The organism is Coprococcus eutactus, assembly GCF_001404675.1.
Lineage (GTDB): Bacteria > Bacillota > Clostridia > Lachnospirales > Lachnospiraceae > Coprococcus > Coprococcus aceti.
This window is the reverse complement of record NZ_CYXU01000003.1, coordinates 39,461-55,651: the sequence shown is the minus strand read 5'-3', so window position 1 is coordinate 55,651 and position 16,191 is coordinate 39,461. Positions and strand designations below refer to the sequence as shown.

The following is a 16,191-nucleotide window of genomic DNA, read 5'->3' as shown; positions in this document are numbered from 1 at the left end:
CGGGCGGCTTTGCTGTTTTTACGGAAATATACTGCTCACTATTCCAGACTGACGGACGCCGCCATTGTAGAATAAATCACTTTGCAGTAACTGTTACGCCCGCAACCTTAATCAAAGATCAAAATTTTTTCTAATCATTTTCCTGTTAGCTATAAAGATGATACAAAATGATAAATGTAAGTGTGTCTTACGGTCACATATAAATGGGAGGCGCGTAAAATGTGGATATTATTTGCTGCTGGTTCTTCGTTCTTTGCGGGAATCACGGCGATACTTGCAAAATGCGGTATAAGAAAGACGGATTCTGATGTGGCGACGGCCATAAGGACAGTTGTGGTTCTGCTGTTTGCTTGGCTGATGGTTCTTGTCACAGGAGCCTGGACTGCAGACACATATATCAGCGGCAAGACTTTGCTTTTTCTGGTCCTCTCCGGCCTTGCAACCGGCGCATCCTGGCTGTGTTATTTCAGGGCGCTGCAGAAAGGGGATATCAACAAGGTCGTTCCCATAGACAAATCAAGCACCGTGCTCACGATTCTGCTTGCCCTTATATTCCTACATGAGGGGATCACCTGGGTTAAGGGTATCTCAATAGTTATGATAGGTGTGGGCACTATGCTTATGATCACCAAAAAGAAAACTGCAGATGATCAGGAGCTGTCAGGGAAAGATGTCGAACATATGTCAACAGACGGTGGCAGTGTGGCACAGAAACAGCGGGGAATGGGACTTTTGCATGGCAGCTGGCTGTTGTACGCCGTGCTCTCAGCTGTTTTTGCCAGTCTGACAGCGATACTCGGCAAGGTAGGGATATCGGATATCAACTCAAATCTGGGCACGGCGATCAGGACAACGGTGGTTCTTGTCATGGCTTGGCTTATGGTGTTTGTGTCAGGAAAACAGCATGAGATAAATGGCATAGAGATGAAGGAGCTGCTGTTTATTGCGCTCTCCGGAATAGCCACGGGAGCATCCTGGCTGTGTTATTACAGGGCACTTCAGGACGGACCGGCAAGCGTGGTAGTACCGATAGACAAGCTGAGCATGCTCATCACCATTGCATTTTCAGGAATCGTGTTCCATGAAAAGCTGACCAAGAAAGCGGCTGTTGGCGTGGTATGCATCACTGCTGGAACTCTCTTAATTGCCATGAATTTCTGAATATTTTACGGTCTATTTAGAAAGTATTTATAGTTTCTTCCTGTGGATTTTATATCTATCGTTTACACTATATACAACGAAAAAGGTATAGAGGATACATTTGTACATGAGAAGCTTATCAAGCTGTGCTTGATGGCAGAACAGGCAGGAGGCGTTAAATATGAGAACAGCAGACCACATGAATCTGAGCAGATATATTATGGATCATATGGATGCCGGCGCATCTAAGCTGAAGAAGGCGGCGTTCATATTTGGCAGCATAGAGCCGGATATCAATATGTTGACTTATTTCAGGGGCAGCATCCATGGCGAGGAGAAGCTTAGAGGACACAACTATGAAAATGTCCAAAAGTATATGGAAAAACTTACAAAGAAACTTGAAAAAGGCGGAATGGGAACTATAAGACAGAGCTTTCTTCTCGGAAAGCTTGTTCACTACGTGGCAGATTCATTCACATATCCGCACAACAGTATATTTCCTGGGAATCTTAGAGAACACTGCCAGTACGAGACAGAGCTGCATGACTATGTGAATAAGACGATATCTTCAGTAGGTGTCAATATGGAAAGCATAGATGATGGGCGAGACATAGTGGAATATCTCAGAGAAATGCATGACAGGTATGTCAGTGAGGCTCTGGGATGCGAGAATGATTACAGACATATCACACATGCAATATCCGTGGTTACAGAGCGGTTCTGGCAGACAGAGAGTGTGTCAGTGCCATCCATGCGGGATGTTGTAATTGCATATAAGGAACATATCCCGGTTACGGCAAATGCAAGTATGGCAGCAGCTGGCAAGACTGGAATGGAGTCTACAGGGGTGGCGTAGAAATAGCAGCCGTAAAAAATCTGATATGTCTAAATTGAGTGCACGATAAAGATTTAGTTAAGAAACTTCACAAAAACAACATAATAGCTTGCGAAAAACAATTTAAAATTACCCCTTGCATTATTTTCTGAAGTCTGCTATTATAAATCACGACAAAGGCGTCAAATGAATCGAAAAGATTCGTTTGGCGCCTTTTTTGTTTCGACAATGGAGACGGAGGGGACAGGTACCTCCGTCCCCATGGGAGAATGAGATATCGCGTTCCCCAGATGAGTATAATTAAGGAGGAAGAAACTATGAATACGGGAGATACTGGTTTTATTATGATCTGTGCGGCTCTGGTGTTCTTCATGACACCCGGACTTGCATTCTTCTACGGAGGCCTCGTCAGGAGGAAAAATGTTGTAAATACCATCATGGCATGTACGGCCATCATGGGACTTTCAGTTGTCATGTGGGTGTTGTTCGGTTACTCACTCTCATTTGGCACTAATCACGGAGGTGTTATAGGAGATCTCAAGTGGTTTGCACTTAACGGGATAAAGATGGATGAGGCTGGTCCTTATGCGGACAATATACCTCATCTTGTATACGTTGCATTTCAGATGATGTTCGCCATGATCACACCGGCGCTTATCACCGGTTCACTGGTCGGACGTGTGAAGTTCAAGGCGTTGTTCTTCTTCATCATGCTCTGGTCGATCATCGTTTATTATCCGATGGCTCACATGGTATGGGGCCAGGGTGGTTTCCTCGGAGAGATCGGTTCAGTTGATTTCGCGGGAGGAAATGTAGTACATATAAGTTCAGGTGTGAGCGCTCTTGTATTCTCTATCATCCTTGGAAGAAGAAAGGGATATGAGAACACAGCATACAGAGTTCACAACATTCCATTTGTAGCACTCGGTGCATTCATCCTTTGGTTTGGATGGTTCGGTTTCAATGCCGGAAGTGCCCTCGGCGCAAATGGTCTTGCAGCACATGCATTCATGACAACGGCAATTGCCAGTGCCAGCGCAATGCTCTCATGGATGATAATAGATGTGATAAAGGATGGAAAGCCTACCCTGGTCGGTGCATCGACAGGTCTTGTTGTCGGTCTTGTGGCTATAACACCTGGCGCTGGATTTGTGCCGATCTGGTCATCATTCATCATCGGTGCGCTTGTCAGCCCGATCTGCTGCTTTACAATATCATTCCTTAAGGGTAAGCTGAAGATAGACGATGCACTTGATGCATTTGGATGTCATGGTATCGGCGGTATCTGGGGAGGTATCGCAACAGGTTTATTTGCAAAGAGCTCGATCAACAGTGTAGCTCGTTGGGATGGTCTGGTATTCGGAGATGTACATTTGTTCCTGATGCAGCTTGTTGGCATTGTGGTTACGATCGTAGTTGCCGTAGTCGGAACACTTATCTGTCTTGGAATTGTGAGACTTTTCACACCGCTCCGTGTAACAGACAGAGAAGAAAAGGTAGGTCTGGATATCTCAGAGCACGGCGAGAGTGCATATCCAACATTCAATGGACTTGATTCGTAGGACAGCAAAGATATAGGAAGGAGAGATCTATTATGATGATAAAGGTTGAGGCTATCGTGCGCGAGGAGGTCTTTGAGGACGTCAAGGAAGCGTTGAATGCCATAGATGTAAATGGAATTACAGTATCTCAGGTTATGGGATGCGGAGCACAGAGAGGATATAAGAAGCTTGTCCGTGGTACGGAGGTAGATGTGGTGATGCAGCCGAAGATCAAGTTTGAGATAGTTGTGTCATCTGAGGAATGGGAGAAGAAGACCATCGAGGCTATCCAGAAGGCGGCATATACAGGCGAGGTTGGAGACGGCAAGATATTCAGCTACGAGATCCGTACTGCAACTAAGATCCGTACAAAGGAGAGCGGATATGATGCGTTGAATTAAAAGTTTATAAATTCTTTACCAAATACTAGCCGGGAATCCTTTGACAATCAAAGGGTTCCCGTGTTATTATGTCGGAAATATCAGGGAGTAGTTCACATCGGTTATAAGATGTTGTGCGATCTCGTCATCACGTTTTCTGGCTGGGACATACCTGTGCAGGGAACCGGGACGCACGCTTTCGGAGTATATATAGTAGCGTATATAGAACTTGAAAGGAACGAGACTTTTATTGTGTGTTTATCATGCAATGAAGGTCTCGTTCCTTTTTCTTTGCATGACACACACAACCTGTTTACAGAGATTAAGAAGAAAAGGAGTCTGGTGTGTATGACAGAGAAAAATTTTTGGAACTGTTCCGGTGATGAATTACTAAAAGAATTCAAGACAGACAGCCGCGGACTGTCGACGGAGCGGGCAGAGGAGATCCGCAGTGAAAAGGGAGAAAATGTTCTCCAGGAAGGCAAGAGAAAGAGCACATTACAGGTGTTCCTCAGCCAGTTTTGTGACCTGCTGGTGATCATACTGATCATAGCAGCGGTCATTTCTATGTTTTCTGACAATATCGAGAGTACCATAGTAATCTTGGCGGTACTCGTCATGAATGCTGTGCTTGGAACGGTGCAGCATGTGAAAGCCGAGCGTTCGCTTGACAGTTTGAAACAGCTTTCATCCCCAAATGCAAAAGTTATGAGAGATGGTGTGAAGCAGGAGCTTCCGTCCCGCGAGATAGTTCCGGGTGATATCGTGCTGCTCGAGGCGGGCGATATGATAGTTGCCGATGGAAGGATACTCAGGAACTTCTCACTCCAGGTAAATGAGAGTTCACTCACCGGAGAATCTACAAATGTGGAAAAGAATGATGCAATAATAGAAGGTTCCGTGCCTCTTGCAGACAGGACAAATATGGTGTATTCAGGAAGTCTTGTTACATACGGACGAGCAGAGGTGCTTGTGACCGGAACAGGAATGGATACGGAGCTCGGTAAGATCGCAGGACTTATGAATGCGGCAAAGGAGAGAAAGACTCCGCTTCAGGAGAGTCTTGACAAGTTCAGTGCAAGGCTTGCGGCATTCATCATGATCGTGTGCGCGCTGGTATTTGTCCTCTGTATATACAGGAAGATGGCGGTGCTTGATTCCATGATGTTCGCAGTCGCCCTTGCAGTTGCAGCTATACCTGAGGCTCTTGGTTCGATAGTTACCATCGTGCAGGCATTTGGCACCCAGAAGATGGCGAAGGAGAATGCGATCATCAAGAACCTCAAGGCGGTTGAAAGCCTTGGATGTGTGTCAGTCATCTGCTCAGACAAGACCGGAACACTTACACAGAACAAGATGACCGTGCAGGAGATATATCTGGATGGAAAACTTTACAAGCCGGAGGAGCTTGATTCCCATAACCAGCTCCACAGATATCTGCTATATGATGCGGTTCTCACCAATGATTCCAGCATAGTGGATGGAAAAGGAATAGGAGATCCGACGGAATATGCATTGCTTGAGATGTTCCGTCAGGTCCACATGATGCCAGGCATGGAGACGGATGGTACAGGTATCTCTGTTCCTGCGGAGACTGTAAAATGGAGTCTGAAGGAGGATGTACTCAGGGACTGCATGGACAGAATGGAGGAGGTTCCGTTCGACTCGGACAGAAAGCTTATGAGTACAAAGTATCTGCTTCATGGGGTTCCGACCATACTCACCAAGGGTGCTGTGGATGTGCTGCTTGACAGATGCGTGAGCGTGAGATATAGCGATGGCGTAAAGCCTATGACAGATGAAGAAAAAGCGAAGATCAAGGCTCAGAACAAGGCATTCTCAGAGAATGGCCTCCGTGTACTGTCATTTGCATATAAGGAAAGTGACGAGGTACTGGGTGTTGATACAGAGTATGGATTTACATTTCTTGGACTTGTGTCCATGGTGGATCCACCACGTCCGGAGTCTATGGCAGCGGTTGCCGATGCAAGGCGTGCGGGCATAAAGCCGGTCATGATAACTGGAGACCACAAGATCACAGCGGTTGCCATAGCGAAGCAGATCGGAATATACGAAGATGGGGACATGGCACTCACGGGAGAGGAGCTTGACGCTCTGTCTGATGAGGAGCTTGCACGTGACATAACAAAGATATCTGTATATGCCAGGGTGTCACCGGAGAATAAGATAAGGATAGTCGATGCATGGCAGAAGAACGGCAATATAGTAGCCATGACAGGCGATGGTGTCAATGATGCCCCTGCACTCAAGAAGGCAGACATAGGTGTTGCCATGGGAATAACCGGCACGGAGGTGTCCAAGGACGCGGCGGCCATGATCCTCTCAGATGACAACTTTGCAACCATCATCAAGGCTGTGTCAAATGGACGAAATGTATACAGGAACATAAAGAATGCGATACTGTTCCTGCTGTCAGGAAACACAGCTGGAATACTGGCGGTGCTTTACACCTCGATAGCCGCCCTGCCTGTTCCGTTTGCACCGGTACATCTGTTGTTCATCAACCTACTCACAGATTCTCTTCCTGCGCTCGCGATAGGAATGGAGCCGGCTGACCCATCGCTGCTATCAGAAAAACCGAGGGATCCTAAGAAGGGAATCCTGACATCTGACTTTATGGCAAAGATGCTCTCGGAGGGCCTTCTCATCGCTGTAGCGACCATGACAGCATTCCATCTTGGACTGCCGGTAAGTCCGGCAAAAGCCACTACCATGGCATTTGCAACACTGACACTTGCCAGACTGTTCCATGGTTTTAACTGCAGAAGTGAGGAGTCGATGTTTAAGCTTGGATTTAGATCAAATAAATACAGCGTATATGCATTTTTAGCCGGAGTGGCATTTCTGGCTGCGGTCCTGTTCATACCGGGACTTCACAGTCTGTTCAGCGTGGTAAGTCTTGGAGCAGCGGATGTGCTGAAGATAGCAGGACTTGCATTTGCACCAACTGCGATAATACAGATCATTAAGGCCATACAGGATAATAGGAGATAGACATGCTGGAGAATATTACATTTTCATATTTTGCAGAGCAGGTTGTGAGCCATCCGGCGCTTTTGATCGCCGTCCTGCTGACACTTGGAGTAATTCTGGTAAATGGATGGACGGATGCACCAAATGCCATAGCGACGTGTGTGTCTACCAGATGTATAGATGTGGATAAGGCGATAATTATGGCGGCTGCCTGCAATTTCCTTGGGGTGCTTATCATGTCGCTTGTCAATTCAAAGGTAGCCATGACTATCAAGAACATGGTGAATTTCGGCGGTGACACAGACTCAGCTATGATCGCTCTGTGTGCGGCAATGACGGCGATCGTAATATGGGCAATCGGTGCATGGGCATTTGGCATACCAACAAGTGAGAGCCATGCACTGATAGCCGGACTTACGGGCGCAGCCATAGCACTTCAGGGAGGACTGGACGGTGTAAATCCTTCAGAGTGGATAAAAGTAATATATGGTCTTGTGCTGTCAACCGTTCTCGGATTCGCAGTCGGATTTGTGGTGTGCAAGCTGCTCGCGGTTATCTGTTACCGCTTTGACAGAAGAAAGACAAATGCTTTCTTCTCAAAAGCACAGGTGGCCGGCTCGGCGGCGGTGGCATTCATGCACGGAGCCCAGGACGGTCAGAAGTTCCTGGGAGTTCTCCTGCTTGGGCTGTTTCTCGTAAATGGACAGAGCAGTGCAGAAAATGTAATGATACCAATATGGATGATGATACTTTGCTCGGTTGTCATGGGACTTGGAACATCAATTGGAGGAAAGAAGATCATCAAGTCTGTTGGAATGGATATGGTAAAGCTTGAGAAATACCAGGGATTTGCGGCTGATCTGTCGGCGGCACTCTGTATCCTGCTCTCGACGGTATGTGGAATCCCGGTCAGCACCACCCATGTGAAGACGACAGCCATCATGGGCGTGGGTGCTGAGAAGAGGGCATCTGCGATTAACCTCAAGGTGGTGCGTGATATGGTGCTCGCCTGGGTGCTCACATTCCCTGGCTGCGGTGTCATAGGATATGGCATGGCAAAGCTGCTGATCGTGTGGCTGGGGTAGTTTGTAGGTGGTTGAAAATGCAGGCTGAGAAGTGCAAGTGATATTTTGACATACCAATCAGGGGTCGTTCCCACTTAACTTAGCCTGCAGCGGTACTAAGGTGCCGCTTGAGGCTCCACCTAAGGACCGGCGGCTGCGTATTCCCCTGATTTGGTAATGCAAAAATCACTTACACGATTGCAGCGTATGAGTTTTTCAACCACCTACAAACACAGAGTTTTTATTATAAGGAGAAAAACTATGAAGAAGAAAAAGGACGAGTTTTATTTTAAAAATCTGAATACATGTGTGGAGATCTCGTATCAGGCTGCGGAGTTTCTGAAGAACGTAGTCGTGGATTTTTCGGTGGACACCATCAAGGAAAATCTTGATCGTATGCATGAGCTTGAGCAGAAGGCCGATGGCAAGAAACATAAGATGATGACTGTGCTCAGTCAGGCGTTCATAACACCGATTGAACGGGAGGATCTGGTTGCCCTGTCTAACTATCTGGATGATATTACCGATGCTGTTGAGGATGTGTTCCTACAGATTTATATGTGCAATGTGGATACTATCAGAGAGGATGTACCCCAGATGGTAGAACTGCTCCTCGAGTGCATCAAGGCACTGCAGGATGTGATCGGAGAATTGAAGAGATTCAAAAGTTCAAAGACCATTGGGCAGAGCATAATCAGGGTAAATGATCTTGAGGAGCAGGGAGACAGATTGTATGTGGAGAATATGCACAGACTGTACGGTGAGAGTGACCTTAGGACTGTGGTCGTGTGGAAAAACATATATGCCTGCATAGAGAACTGTATGGATGTGTGCGAGCATGCGGCGGATATTGTGAACACAGTGATCATGAAAAATTCATAGGATGAGATTCCTGCAAAAAATAATAGTCAATAGAAATATTTACGAAATATTTTCAGATTGAATTAAAAAATTTGTTATATTTATCAAAAATTAGAAAAAGCAGAATATTCTATTGAATAAAATTAGAGTGAGAATATAATAATCAAAGGGTTAAAGGGTGGTTTGAATATACAGAGTAATTATATCTGTGTATCGAACCTCCTTTTTTATGAAAAAGGCCCGATATGTGGAGGTTGTATACAGGCATGTATACCAAAGTTGTGAATCGTTGCTCCATATGTGCATGATAAATATATAGAAGGAAGACAAAAAAGATGAAATATTTGAAGCAGTTTCTTATAATCCTCGCCATATCCTTTATCGGTGAGATACTTAAGTACATAGTTCCACTACCGATTCCGGCGAGTATATATGGTATGGTTATCATGTTTATCTGCCTACAGACCAAGATCCTCAAGCTGGACGATGTGAAGAGTGTGGGCAAGTTTCTCATAGAGATCATGCCGGTCATGTTCATACCAGCTGGTGTGGGCCTTATGTCGTCGTGGGGAACGCTTAAGCCTGTGCTTGTGCCAGTCAGCGTCATAACGGTGGTCGTCATCATCACGGTCATGCTTGCTTCAGGCTGGGTATCACAGCTTATAATAAGGAGAGACAAGAAGAAGGAGACTGAAAATGAGTGATCTGTTTGAATCGTCCATATTTGCAGGGGTGACTATAAGCCTTCTGGCATATATGTTTGGAAGTGTACTTAAAAAGAAACTTAAGATAGCTATACTTAACCCACTGCTGGTGTCCATCATAGTGACTATAGTGGTGCTGGTTGTGGCTGATGTGGATTACGATGTGTACAATGAAGGCGCAAAGTATCTGAGCTGGTTCCTCACACCGGCTACAGTGTGTCTTGCAATCCCACTCTATGAGCAGTGGGAGCTTTTAAAGCACAATTATAAGGCTGTGCTCGGCGGTATAGTTGCCGGAGTTATAACGAGTCTGACTACAGTCCTTGTGTTGTGCAAGGTCATGGGACTTTCCCATAAAGATTATGTGACACTTCTTCCGAAGTCCATAACCACAGCTATCGGAATGGGTGTTTCGGAAGAGCTTGGCGGATATGTGACCATCACGGTTGCAGTCATAGTTGTGACCGGAGTGATCGGCAATATAATCGGAGAGATCGTGTTCAAGATATTCCGTATCAAAGAACCTATATCAAAGGGACTTGCCCTGGGATCATCAGCCCATGCCATCGGAACTGCCAAGGCGATGGAGATCGGCGAGGTTGAGGGAGCCATGAGCAGTCTGTCGATTGCAGTTACGGGAATACTTACGGTTATACTTGCATCGGTGTATGCACATTTTATGTAATAGATATAATTGGAGAGAGTTATACTTTTCGTATCTCTCTGAGCTTATATGCAGCCATGAGCTGGAATCTGACCTCCGCATTGGAGAGATCATATTCCAGCTCTTCTTTTATTATCCGAAGCCTGTAATTTATCGTATTCCTGTGGCAGAACATTTTCTCAGAGATGTGCTGAACACTGCCGCTGCACTTAAGATATTCGTACAGAGTGTCCGTCAGAGCTGAGTGATGGGTTTTGTCGTACTCTATGACCCCACCGAGCTGCTCTGCGATGTCACTGCATTTGTCTGCGATGGATCCAGAGGAAGGGCACCTCAGGATAACTGTCGGACTGCCATCATATACAAATGCATGAAAGACAAGATCTGTATTGTTGCAGACCTTCTGCAGGATATACATGAAATCATCTGTTGCTTCTGTATCGATGGACAGAACGTTGTAGCAGCCATTGTTGAATCCGGAGCCTCTTAGTGTGTCAGTCTGCTCGTCGGTCAGAGAATTCCCCATGAGAATATTCTGGAATGCTGCGGTCATGTTGCCATCATCCCTGGAGTCTTCAAATATCCTGTTGTAGTAGTCGTGGGTTATATCAAATATCCTTGTGTCCCATGGCATGGTGAACAGCGGGAACGAATATAGGTGACACAGCCTGACGATCTCATCGGTTATGTCCTCCTCAAATATATATCTGCCGGTATTCAGAATAAGTCCGCAGGTTCCCCTCCGTTCAAGAATGTGGATGTGGATATATCCTCTGATATGTATACCCAGCTTACGATGTTCTCCATTCCCTTTCCGCCGGATATCAGGTTGAGGTTGTATTTTCGCTTGGGTCAGCGATACGGCACTTCCGCTTGTGCTTATTCCTACAACCTGTGGAACAGGTTCAGAGGGAAATGGATTTGCGGTTCTCACCAATCCGGAAAATGGCGACAAGAAGTCGCTCAGATGCAATGCCATCGTGGCAAAGGTATCCATCGTGGATCCGGATTGCATGAAGACCATGCCAAAGCATGTGCTTGCGGCAGTTGGATTTGATGCACTGTGCCACTGCATGGAGGCATACACATCAAAGATCTCGCAGCCATTTACAGATGCGCTTGCACTGTATGCGATCGATCTTATCGCCCACAATCTTGTGGATGTATATAAGGGCAGAGGAACCCAGGAGAGCTGGGAGAAGATAACACTGGCCAGCACCATAGGCGGTATGGTTATCAACACAGCCGGAGTCACATTGGCTCACGGAATGGAGCATCCAGCCAGCGGACTTAAGGATATAGTTCACGGCAAGGGACTTGCAGCTCTGACACCAGTTATCATCGAGGCATCCTACAAGGAAGATCACTTCAAGTTCGCGAAGATCGCCAGAATATTTGGAGGTATCACGGCGGATGATCTGGCACCGAAGATCAGAACTCTTCTGAAGAATCTTGATCTTGACGTCAAGCTTTCAGACCTCGGCATAGAGGAGAAGGATATTCCTTGGATGGCTGAGAACTGTATGAAGGTTTCGGCAGCCAGCATAGCTAACAACCCTGTGGTATTCACACAGGAGGAGATCGCTGAGATATATAAGAAGGCAATGTAAATTGTAATATAAAGGATAGCAAACCGCTGCAGCCGGATGGGTTTCCGACTGTGGCGGTTTTTATTGTGAATTATAGTGCTTGCATATCTTTTCTAATTCTGCGAAGTTTAAGCAATCATGCCTTCGTTTAAAATATTCGCCGGACATGTATTTGTTGTAAAGAACGTTGGCTTTGTTGACTATTTTGTCGTAATTTTCATTACACCATTGGAGCTCCTGCCTGTAGAGTTGCTTTCTTTTGGCAATTTCAGAGGTATCGTGCTTTCTTATTTTGGTATCTATTCTTGATAATTGGGATGTTTCAACTGGAATCATTCTGCTGAAATTGAGAGCGGCGATGATTTTGCTATTTATAATAATTCGAGAAAAATCAATCCTATCAGACATGTTTTCGTGTTTTGGTTTGAAGGATGTTAATGGTATACAATATTTTTGACCATTACAAGTGACTATAATTCCGATATATGGTCGAGTATGTTTAGCTAGTTGTGGACTTGAGTTGTATATTCTGTCATCTTTGGCGTGTAGATTGCGGATATATTTCATATCTATCCAATATAATTTTAATTCGTGTTTCAATATGCCTCCTTATAAAATGTAAAAGGACTATGCGTACATAGTCCTTTTTATAGTTCACCTGAAAGGTGACGCTATTCTGCTGAATGTCCACTTATATAATTGGTAGGACTCTCCATATGACTATAGAATAGCATAGAACCAGCATTTGTCAAGTTGTGTAAGTATAATAATTTGTTATGGTAAAAAATGCAATAACAGCCAAGGATATTTAACAGAATGTTTATAAAAGAATACATATTGTAAAATAAAGAATTTGTGTTATCTTGTTTAATTGGATTGCAGTTTGTATCAGGGAACTACCTACTGCATGAGACAGACTGCAAATATTAAATATAGATAGAAAAGAGACGATGCGTATGCTAAGAAAGAACAGAGAACTCAGACAGACATCCGAAACATTCCTGCTCAGTGCGATACTTGCGCTTTCGGGGGGATTTCAGGATGCATATACATACAATGCCAGAGATGAGGTGTTCTCCAACGCCCAGACAGGAAATGTGGTTCTCATGAGCCAGCATCTTATGATGGGAGATTTTAAGATTGCATTGAGATACCTTTTTCCGTTGATCGCATTTGCACTTGGCGTGCTGGTGGCGGAGAGGATAAGCCATAGATACAAGAATGCATCCCGCATACATTGGAGACAGATAGTTGTGCTGGTGGAGATCGTGATATTGTTTGCGGTTGGATTCATACCGGTGAGGTTCAATCTGCTCGCCACGATGCTTGTGTCATTTGCCTGCTCCATGCAGGTTCAGACTTTCAGAAAGGTAAATGGCTACGGCTATGCCAGCACGATGTGTATAGGAAATCTCCGAAGCGGAACGGAGAGTCTGTCGGTATACCTCAGGGACAAAGAGCCTGGGGCACTCAGAAAGGCCATGCACTATTATGGAATCATCATCATATTCGCACTTGGCGCCGGAGCTGGCGGCGTGTGCACGCTGCATCTGGGGTTCAAGTCGATCTGGATATCCAGTGCACTTCTTATGGTGGCACATCTCATGATGTATAAGGAGAAGAGATAACACACTGTTTTTATCTGAAGAGTAGCTGGATGTTCAAAATATCACAAAATTATCGCTAAATAGCAAAAAAGCGGCAGAAAGATACAATTTTAAATTATTTTGTATCTTTCTGCCGTTTTTCATAAAAATGCGAAAATATTATGCGCTTACATCCTACCCTCATACACCGCTTCGTTCGTGAACTCGATTCCAAGCTTCTTGAATGTGTTCATATCAACCGCCGACAGTATGGCAGATGTGTGAAGCTGGCATCCGGCAAGCTTTGGAAGCTGCTGCAGAGCAAGCTTGGCATTTGGATCTGATACTGCACACATGGACAGGGCGATGAGAACCTCGTCTGTGTGGAGTCTTGGATTCTTGCTGCCAAGGTACTGAGTCTTGAGCTTCTGTATAGGCTCGATAAATGTTCTTGAGATCAGGTGTGTCTTCTTGTCGATGCCGCCAAGTATCTTGATGGCATTCAGGAGGACTGCTGATGAAGGTCCGAGAAGGTCTGAGGTAGAACCTGTGACGATGGTTCCGTCTGGCAACTCAAGTGCAGCGGCAGCAGAACCGGTCTCCTCGGCAAGCTTGTTAGCAACAGGGACAACGGCGCGGTCATCCACGGTGATCTTTGCCTGCTTCATGATGAGTTCTTGCTTGTAGACCTCATCCTTTGTAGCCTCGTCTCTGACAAATCTGTTCACGGACTGATAATATCTTCTGATGATCTCCTGCTTTGAAGCCTCCTGACAAGCCTCGTCGTCAACGATGCAGTTTCCTGCCATGTTGACACCCATGTCTGTAGGTGACTTGTATGGGCAGTGTCCGTAGATTCCCTCGAACATAGCCGCAAGGACAGGGTAGATCTCTATATCACGGTTGTAGTTGACTGTGGTCTCACCGTATGCTTCCAGATGGAACGGATCGATCATATTCACATCGTTGAGGTCGGCAGTTGCAGCCTCGTATGCCAGGTTTACAGGGTGCTTGAGAGGAATATTCCAGATAGGGAATGTCTCAAACTTTGCATAGCCAGCCTTCACACCGCGCTTATTCTCATGGTAGAGCTGGGAGAGGCATGTAGCCATCTTGCCGCTTCCAGGGCCAGGTGCTGTGACGATGACGAGAGGTCTGGTAGTCTCAACATACTCGTTCTTGCCGTATCCCTCATCACTGACGATCTTTTCTACGTTGTTTGGATATCCGTCGATTGAATAGTGGTGGTAAACCTTGATCCCTATTGCTTCAAGCTTCTTCTGGAAAACATCCGCAGAAGACTGTCCAGCGTATCTGGTGATTACCACACTGCTCACATACAGTCCCTTTTCTTTGTATACGCCTATAAGTCTGATGACATCCTGATCGTAAGTGATGCCGAGATCGTGTCTGATCTTGTTGCGCTCTATGTCGGCAGCATTTATAGATATGATCATCTCAGCCTGGTCTGCAAGCTGGAGAAGCATCTGAAGCTTACTGTCCGGAGCGAATCCTGGAAGGACTCTGGATGCGTGATAGTCGTCGAATAACTTTCCACCAAATTCCAGATACAGCTTGTCTCCGAACTGTCCGATCCTCTCTCTGATATGCTCAGACTGCATGGACAGATATTTGTCATTGTCAAAGCCAATTTTTCTCATCTTGTGAATCTCCTTAAACTATAATTGAACAGACATATGGTTTTGTCTGTGTATCTCTTTATGAAATAATGTAATAAGTAAGAATACTTAAATTTATAAAGCGTCCTATAAGAGAATACCACACAGATGGGAGAAAAAACAGAGGAAAGTTCGGCAAAATTGCAAATGTAATAATGCAGTAAATTTTTTCTATATTATAGTGTTTTATATTGAAAATGATGGATGGATTGGGTAGAGTAAGGGTATGGGAGTAATGCTCGCAAATAGCAGGAACAGGAGGTACAGACATGAGTGCAGATTACATCACAATGACCATACCAAAGCAGAAAAGGATAGCTCTTATTGCCCATGATGCGAAGAAGGAAGAGCTCATCAGATGGTGCGAGGACAACAGGAACATACTGAGCCAGCATGAGCTGTGTGGAACGGGAACTACAGCCCGCATGATAACAGACAGGACAAACCTTCAGGTGAAGGGCTACAACAGCGGTCCGCTTGGAGGAGACCAGCAGATCGGTGCCAAGATAGTGGAGGGTAGGATAGATTTCGTGGTATTCTTCTCTGATCCGCTCACGGCAGCACCACACGATCCGGATGTGAAGGCTCTGCTCCGTATCGCTCAGGTGTACGACATACCGATGGCGAACAACAAAGCCACAGCGGACTTCATGATCCAGTCCAAGCTGATGGATGAGCCATACGACCATAAGGTCATCAACTTCCAGAAGAATATCGACAACAGGGCGAACACGCTGGGGAAATAATTGTATAGTGATAATGAAGTCTAAGGATCCACAGGATATCTGGCAAATGTCAGCCGACCTGTGGATTTTTTCTATTTTAGGCAGAGATAGTGGAGGGGCCTGGTTCCATCGGCGGTATAATTTTTCCAGAATGTTGTCAAAAAAATTATGTGAATAAAAGGAGAGGCTTATGAGAAGGATGAAATGATTTATGGCATTTGTACTGTCGGCGGCTATGATGCTGACCTCGGTGAATATGCCGGAAGTGACCGCCTGGGCACAGGATACCGGCAAGGTGACATATTATTCAACATGGAGTGCTGCAAAAAATATTGTGGTTAAGAAATAATGAACCACAAGGCACTGGATATATAGAATTATAGAGTTACAACACGCGGATGTATTGCAGGATTTGCAATACATCCGTTT

At 45.4% G+C, this 16,191-nt stretch carries 16 protein-coding genes; 13 read left to right on the top strand and 3 right to left on the bottom strand.

The features are described from left to right. Window positions 1–219: 219 nt before the first annotated feature. From ARA78_RS07340 to ARA78_RS07300, 9 genes are all read left to right on the top strand, one after another. Window positions 220–1,161 (top strand): EamA family transporter, encoded by a 942-nt coding sequence (locus tag ARA78_RS07340; RefSeq protein WP_055147804.1) that lies wholly within the window; start codon window positions 220–222, stop codon window positions 1,159–1,161. 160 nt (window positions 1,162–1,321) lie between these two features. Then, on the top strand, window positions 1,322–1,996 hold the full coding sequence (locus tag ARA78_RS07335) for a zinc dependent phospholipase C family protein (RefSeq protein ID WP_055147801.1): 675 nt from the start codon (window positions 1,322–1,324) through the stop codon (window positions 1,994–1,996). A gap of 296 nt (window positions 1,997–2,292) precedes the next feature. Next, window positions 2,293–3,537, top strand: coding sequence for an ammonium transporter (locus ARA78_RS07330; RefSeq protein ID WP_022058952.1), 1,245 nt, complete (start codon window positions 2,293–2,295; stop codon window positions 3,535–3,537). Between the two features lie 32 nt (window positions 3,538–3,569). After that, window positions 3,570–3,917: a P-II family nitrogen regulator gene (locus tag ARA78_RS07325; RefSeq protein ID WP_004850656.1), complete on the top strand. Its 348-nt coding sequence runs from the start codon at window positions 3,570–3,572 to the stop codon at window positions 3,915–3,917. 327 nt (window positions 3,918–4,244) lie between these two features. Continuing rightward, window positions 4,245–6,911 (top strand): cation-translocating P-type ATPase, encoded by a 2,667-nt coding sequence (locus ARA78_RS07320; RefSeq protein ID WP_055147798.1) that lies wholly within the window; start codon window positions 4,245–4,247, stop codon window positions 6,909–6,911. A 2-nt stretch (window positions 6,912–6,913) separates the two neighbouring features. Next, complete coding sequence (locus ARA78_RS07315) at window positions 6,914–7,975, top strand: inorganic phosphate transporter (protein WP_015534212.1); 1,062 nt, start codon at window positions 6,914–6,916, stop codon at window positions 7,973–7,975. Between the two features lie 240 nt (window positions 7,976–8,215). Then, a complete protein-coding gene (locus ARA78_RS07310; RefSeq protein ID WP_015534211.1) occupies window positions 8,216–8,836 on the top strand; it encodes a DUF47 domain-containing protein in 621 nt (206 codons plus the stop codon). Between the two features lie 314 nt (window positions 8,837–9,150). Next, window positions 9,151–9,519 carry a CidA/LrgA family protein gene (locus ARA78_RS07305; RefSeq protein ID WP_022216747.1) on the top strand — a complete coding sequence of 123 codons (369 nt, stop codon included), beginning with the start codon at window positions 9,151–9,153 and terminating at the stop codon, window positions 9,517–9,519. Beyond that, window positions 9,512–10,204: an LrgB family protein gene (locus ARA78_RS07300; RefSeq protein WP_004850650.1), complete on the top strand. Its 693-nt coding sequence runs from the start codon at window positions 9,512–9,514 to the stop codon at window positions 10,202–10,204. Before ARA78_RS07305 ends, ARA78_RS07300 begins: the two co-directional genes overlap by 8 nt. Before the next feature lie 19 nt (window positions 10,205–10,223). Here ARA78_RS07300 and ARA78_RS07295 read toward each other — a convergent pair whose 3' ends face one another. Continuing rightward, window positions 10,224–10,817: a helix-turn-helix domain-containing protein gene (locus ARA78_RS07295; protein WP_015534209.1), complete on the bottom strand. Its 594-nt coding sequence runs from the start codon at window positions 10,815–10,817 to the stop codon at window positions 10,224–10,226. A 205-nt stretch (window positions 10,818–11,022) separates the two neighbouring features. On the opposite strand from ARA78_RS07295, the gene ARA78_RS07290 reads away from it, so the two are divergent. Further along, entirely contained in the window at window positions 11,023–11,793 is a 771-nt protein-coding gene (locus ARA78_RS07290; RefSeq protein ID WP_330375695.1) for an iron-containing alcohol dehydrogenase, read from the top strand. Between the two features lie 60 nt (window positions 11,794–11,853). Here ARA78_RS07290 and ARA78_RS13525 read toward each other — a convergent pair whose 3' ends face one another. Further along, window positions 11,854–12,372 carry a type III toxin-antitoxin system ToxN/AbiQ family toxin gene (locus ARA78_RS13525; protein ID WP_118649377.1) on the bottom strand — a complete coding sequence of 173 codons (519 nt, stop codon included), beginning with the start codon at window positions 12,370–12,372 and terminating at the stop codon, window positions 11,854–11,856. Window positions 12,373–12,728: 356 nt separating this feature from the next. Here ARA78_RS13525 and ARA78_RS07280 point away from each other — a divergent pair, with 356 nt between their 5' ends. Further along, window positions 12,729–13,400 carry a YoaK family protein gene (locus ARA78_RS07280; RefSeq protein WP_055224431.1) on the top strand — a complete coding sequence of 224 codons (672 nt, stop codon included), beginning with the start codon at window positions 12,729–12,731 and terminating at the stop codon, window positions 13,398–13,400. 146 nt (window positions 13,401–13,546) lie between these two features. Here the strand turns inward: ARA78_RS07280 and ARA78_RS07275 are convergent, their stop codons facing one another. Then, window positions 13,547–15,019, bottom strand: a complete 1,473-nt coding sequence (locus ARA78_RS07275) for a DUF1846 domain-containing protein (protein ID WP_015534206.1) — start codon at window positions 15,017–15,019, stop codon at window positions 13,547–13,549. Between the two features lie 287 nt (window positions 15,020–15,306). Between ARA78_RS07275 and ARA78_RS07270 the strand changes: the two genes are divergently transcribed. Both ARA78_RS07270 and ARA78_RS13880 read left to right on the top strand, forming a co-directional pair. Next, the gene (locus ARA78_RS07270) at window positions 15,307–15,783 is read left to right on the top strand and encodes a methylglyoxal synthase (protein ID WP_055147786.1); all 477 of its coding nucleotides are present in this window, start codon (window positions 15,307–15,309) and stop codon (window positions 15,781–15,783) included. Window positions 15,784–15,973: 190 nt separating this feature from the next. Then, window positions 15,974–16,111 carry a hypothetical protein gene (locus tag ARA78_RS13880; protein ID WP_156329420.1) on the top strand — a complete coding sequence of 46 codons (138 nt, stop codon included), beginning with the start codon at window positions 15,974–15,976 and terminating at the stop codon, window positions 16,109–16,111. Window positions 16,112–16,191: the final 80 nt, after the last annotated feature.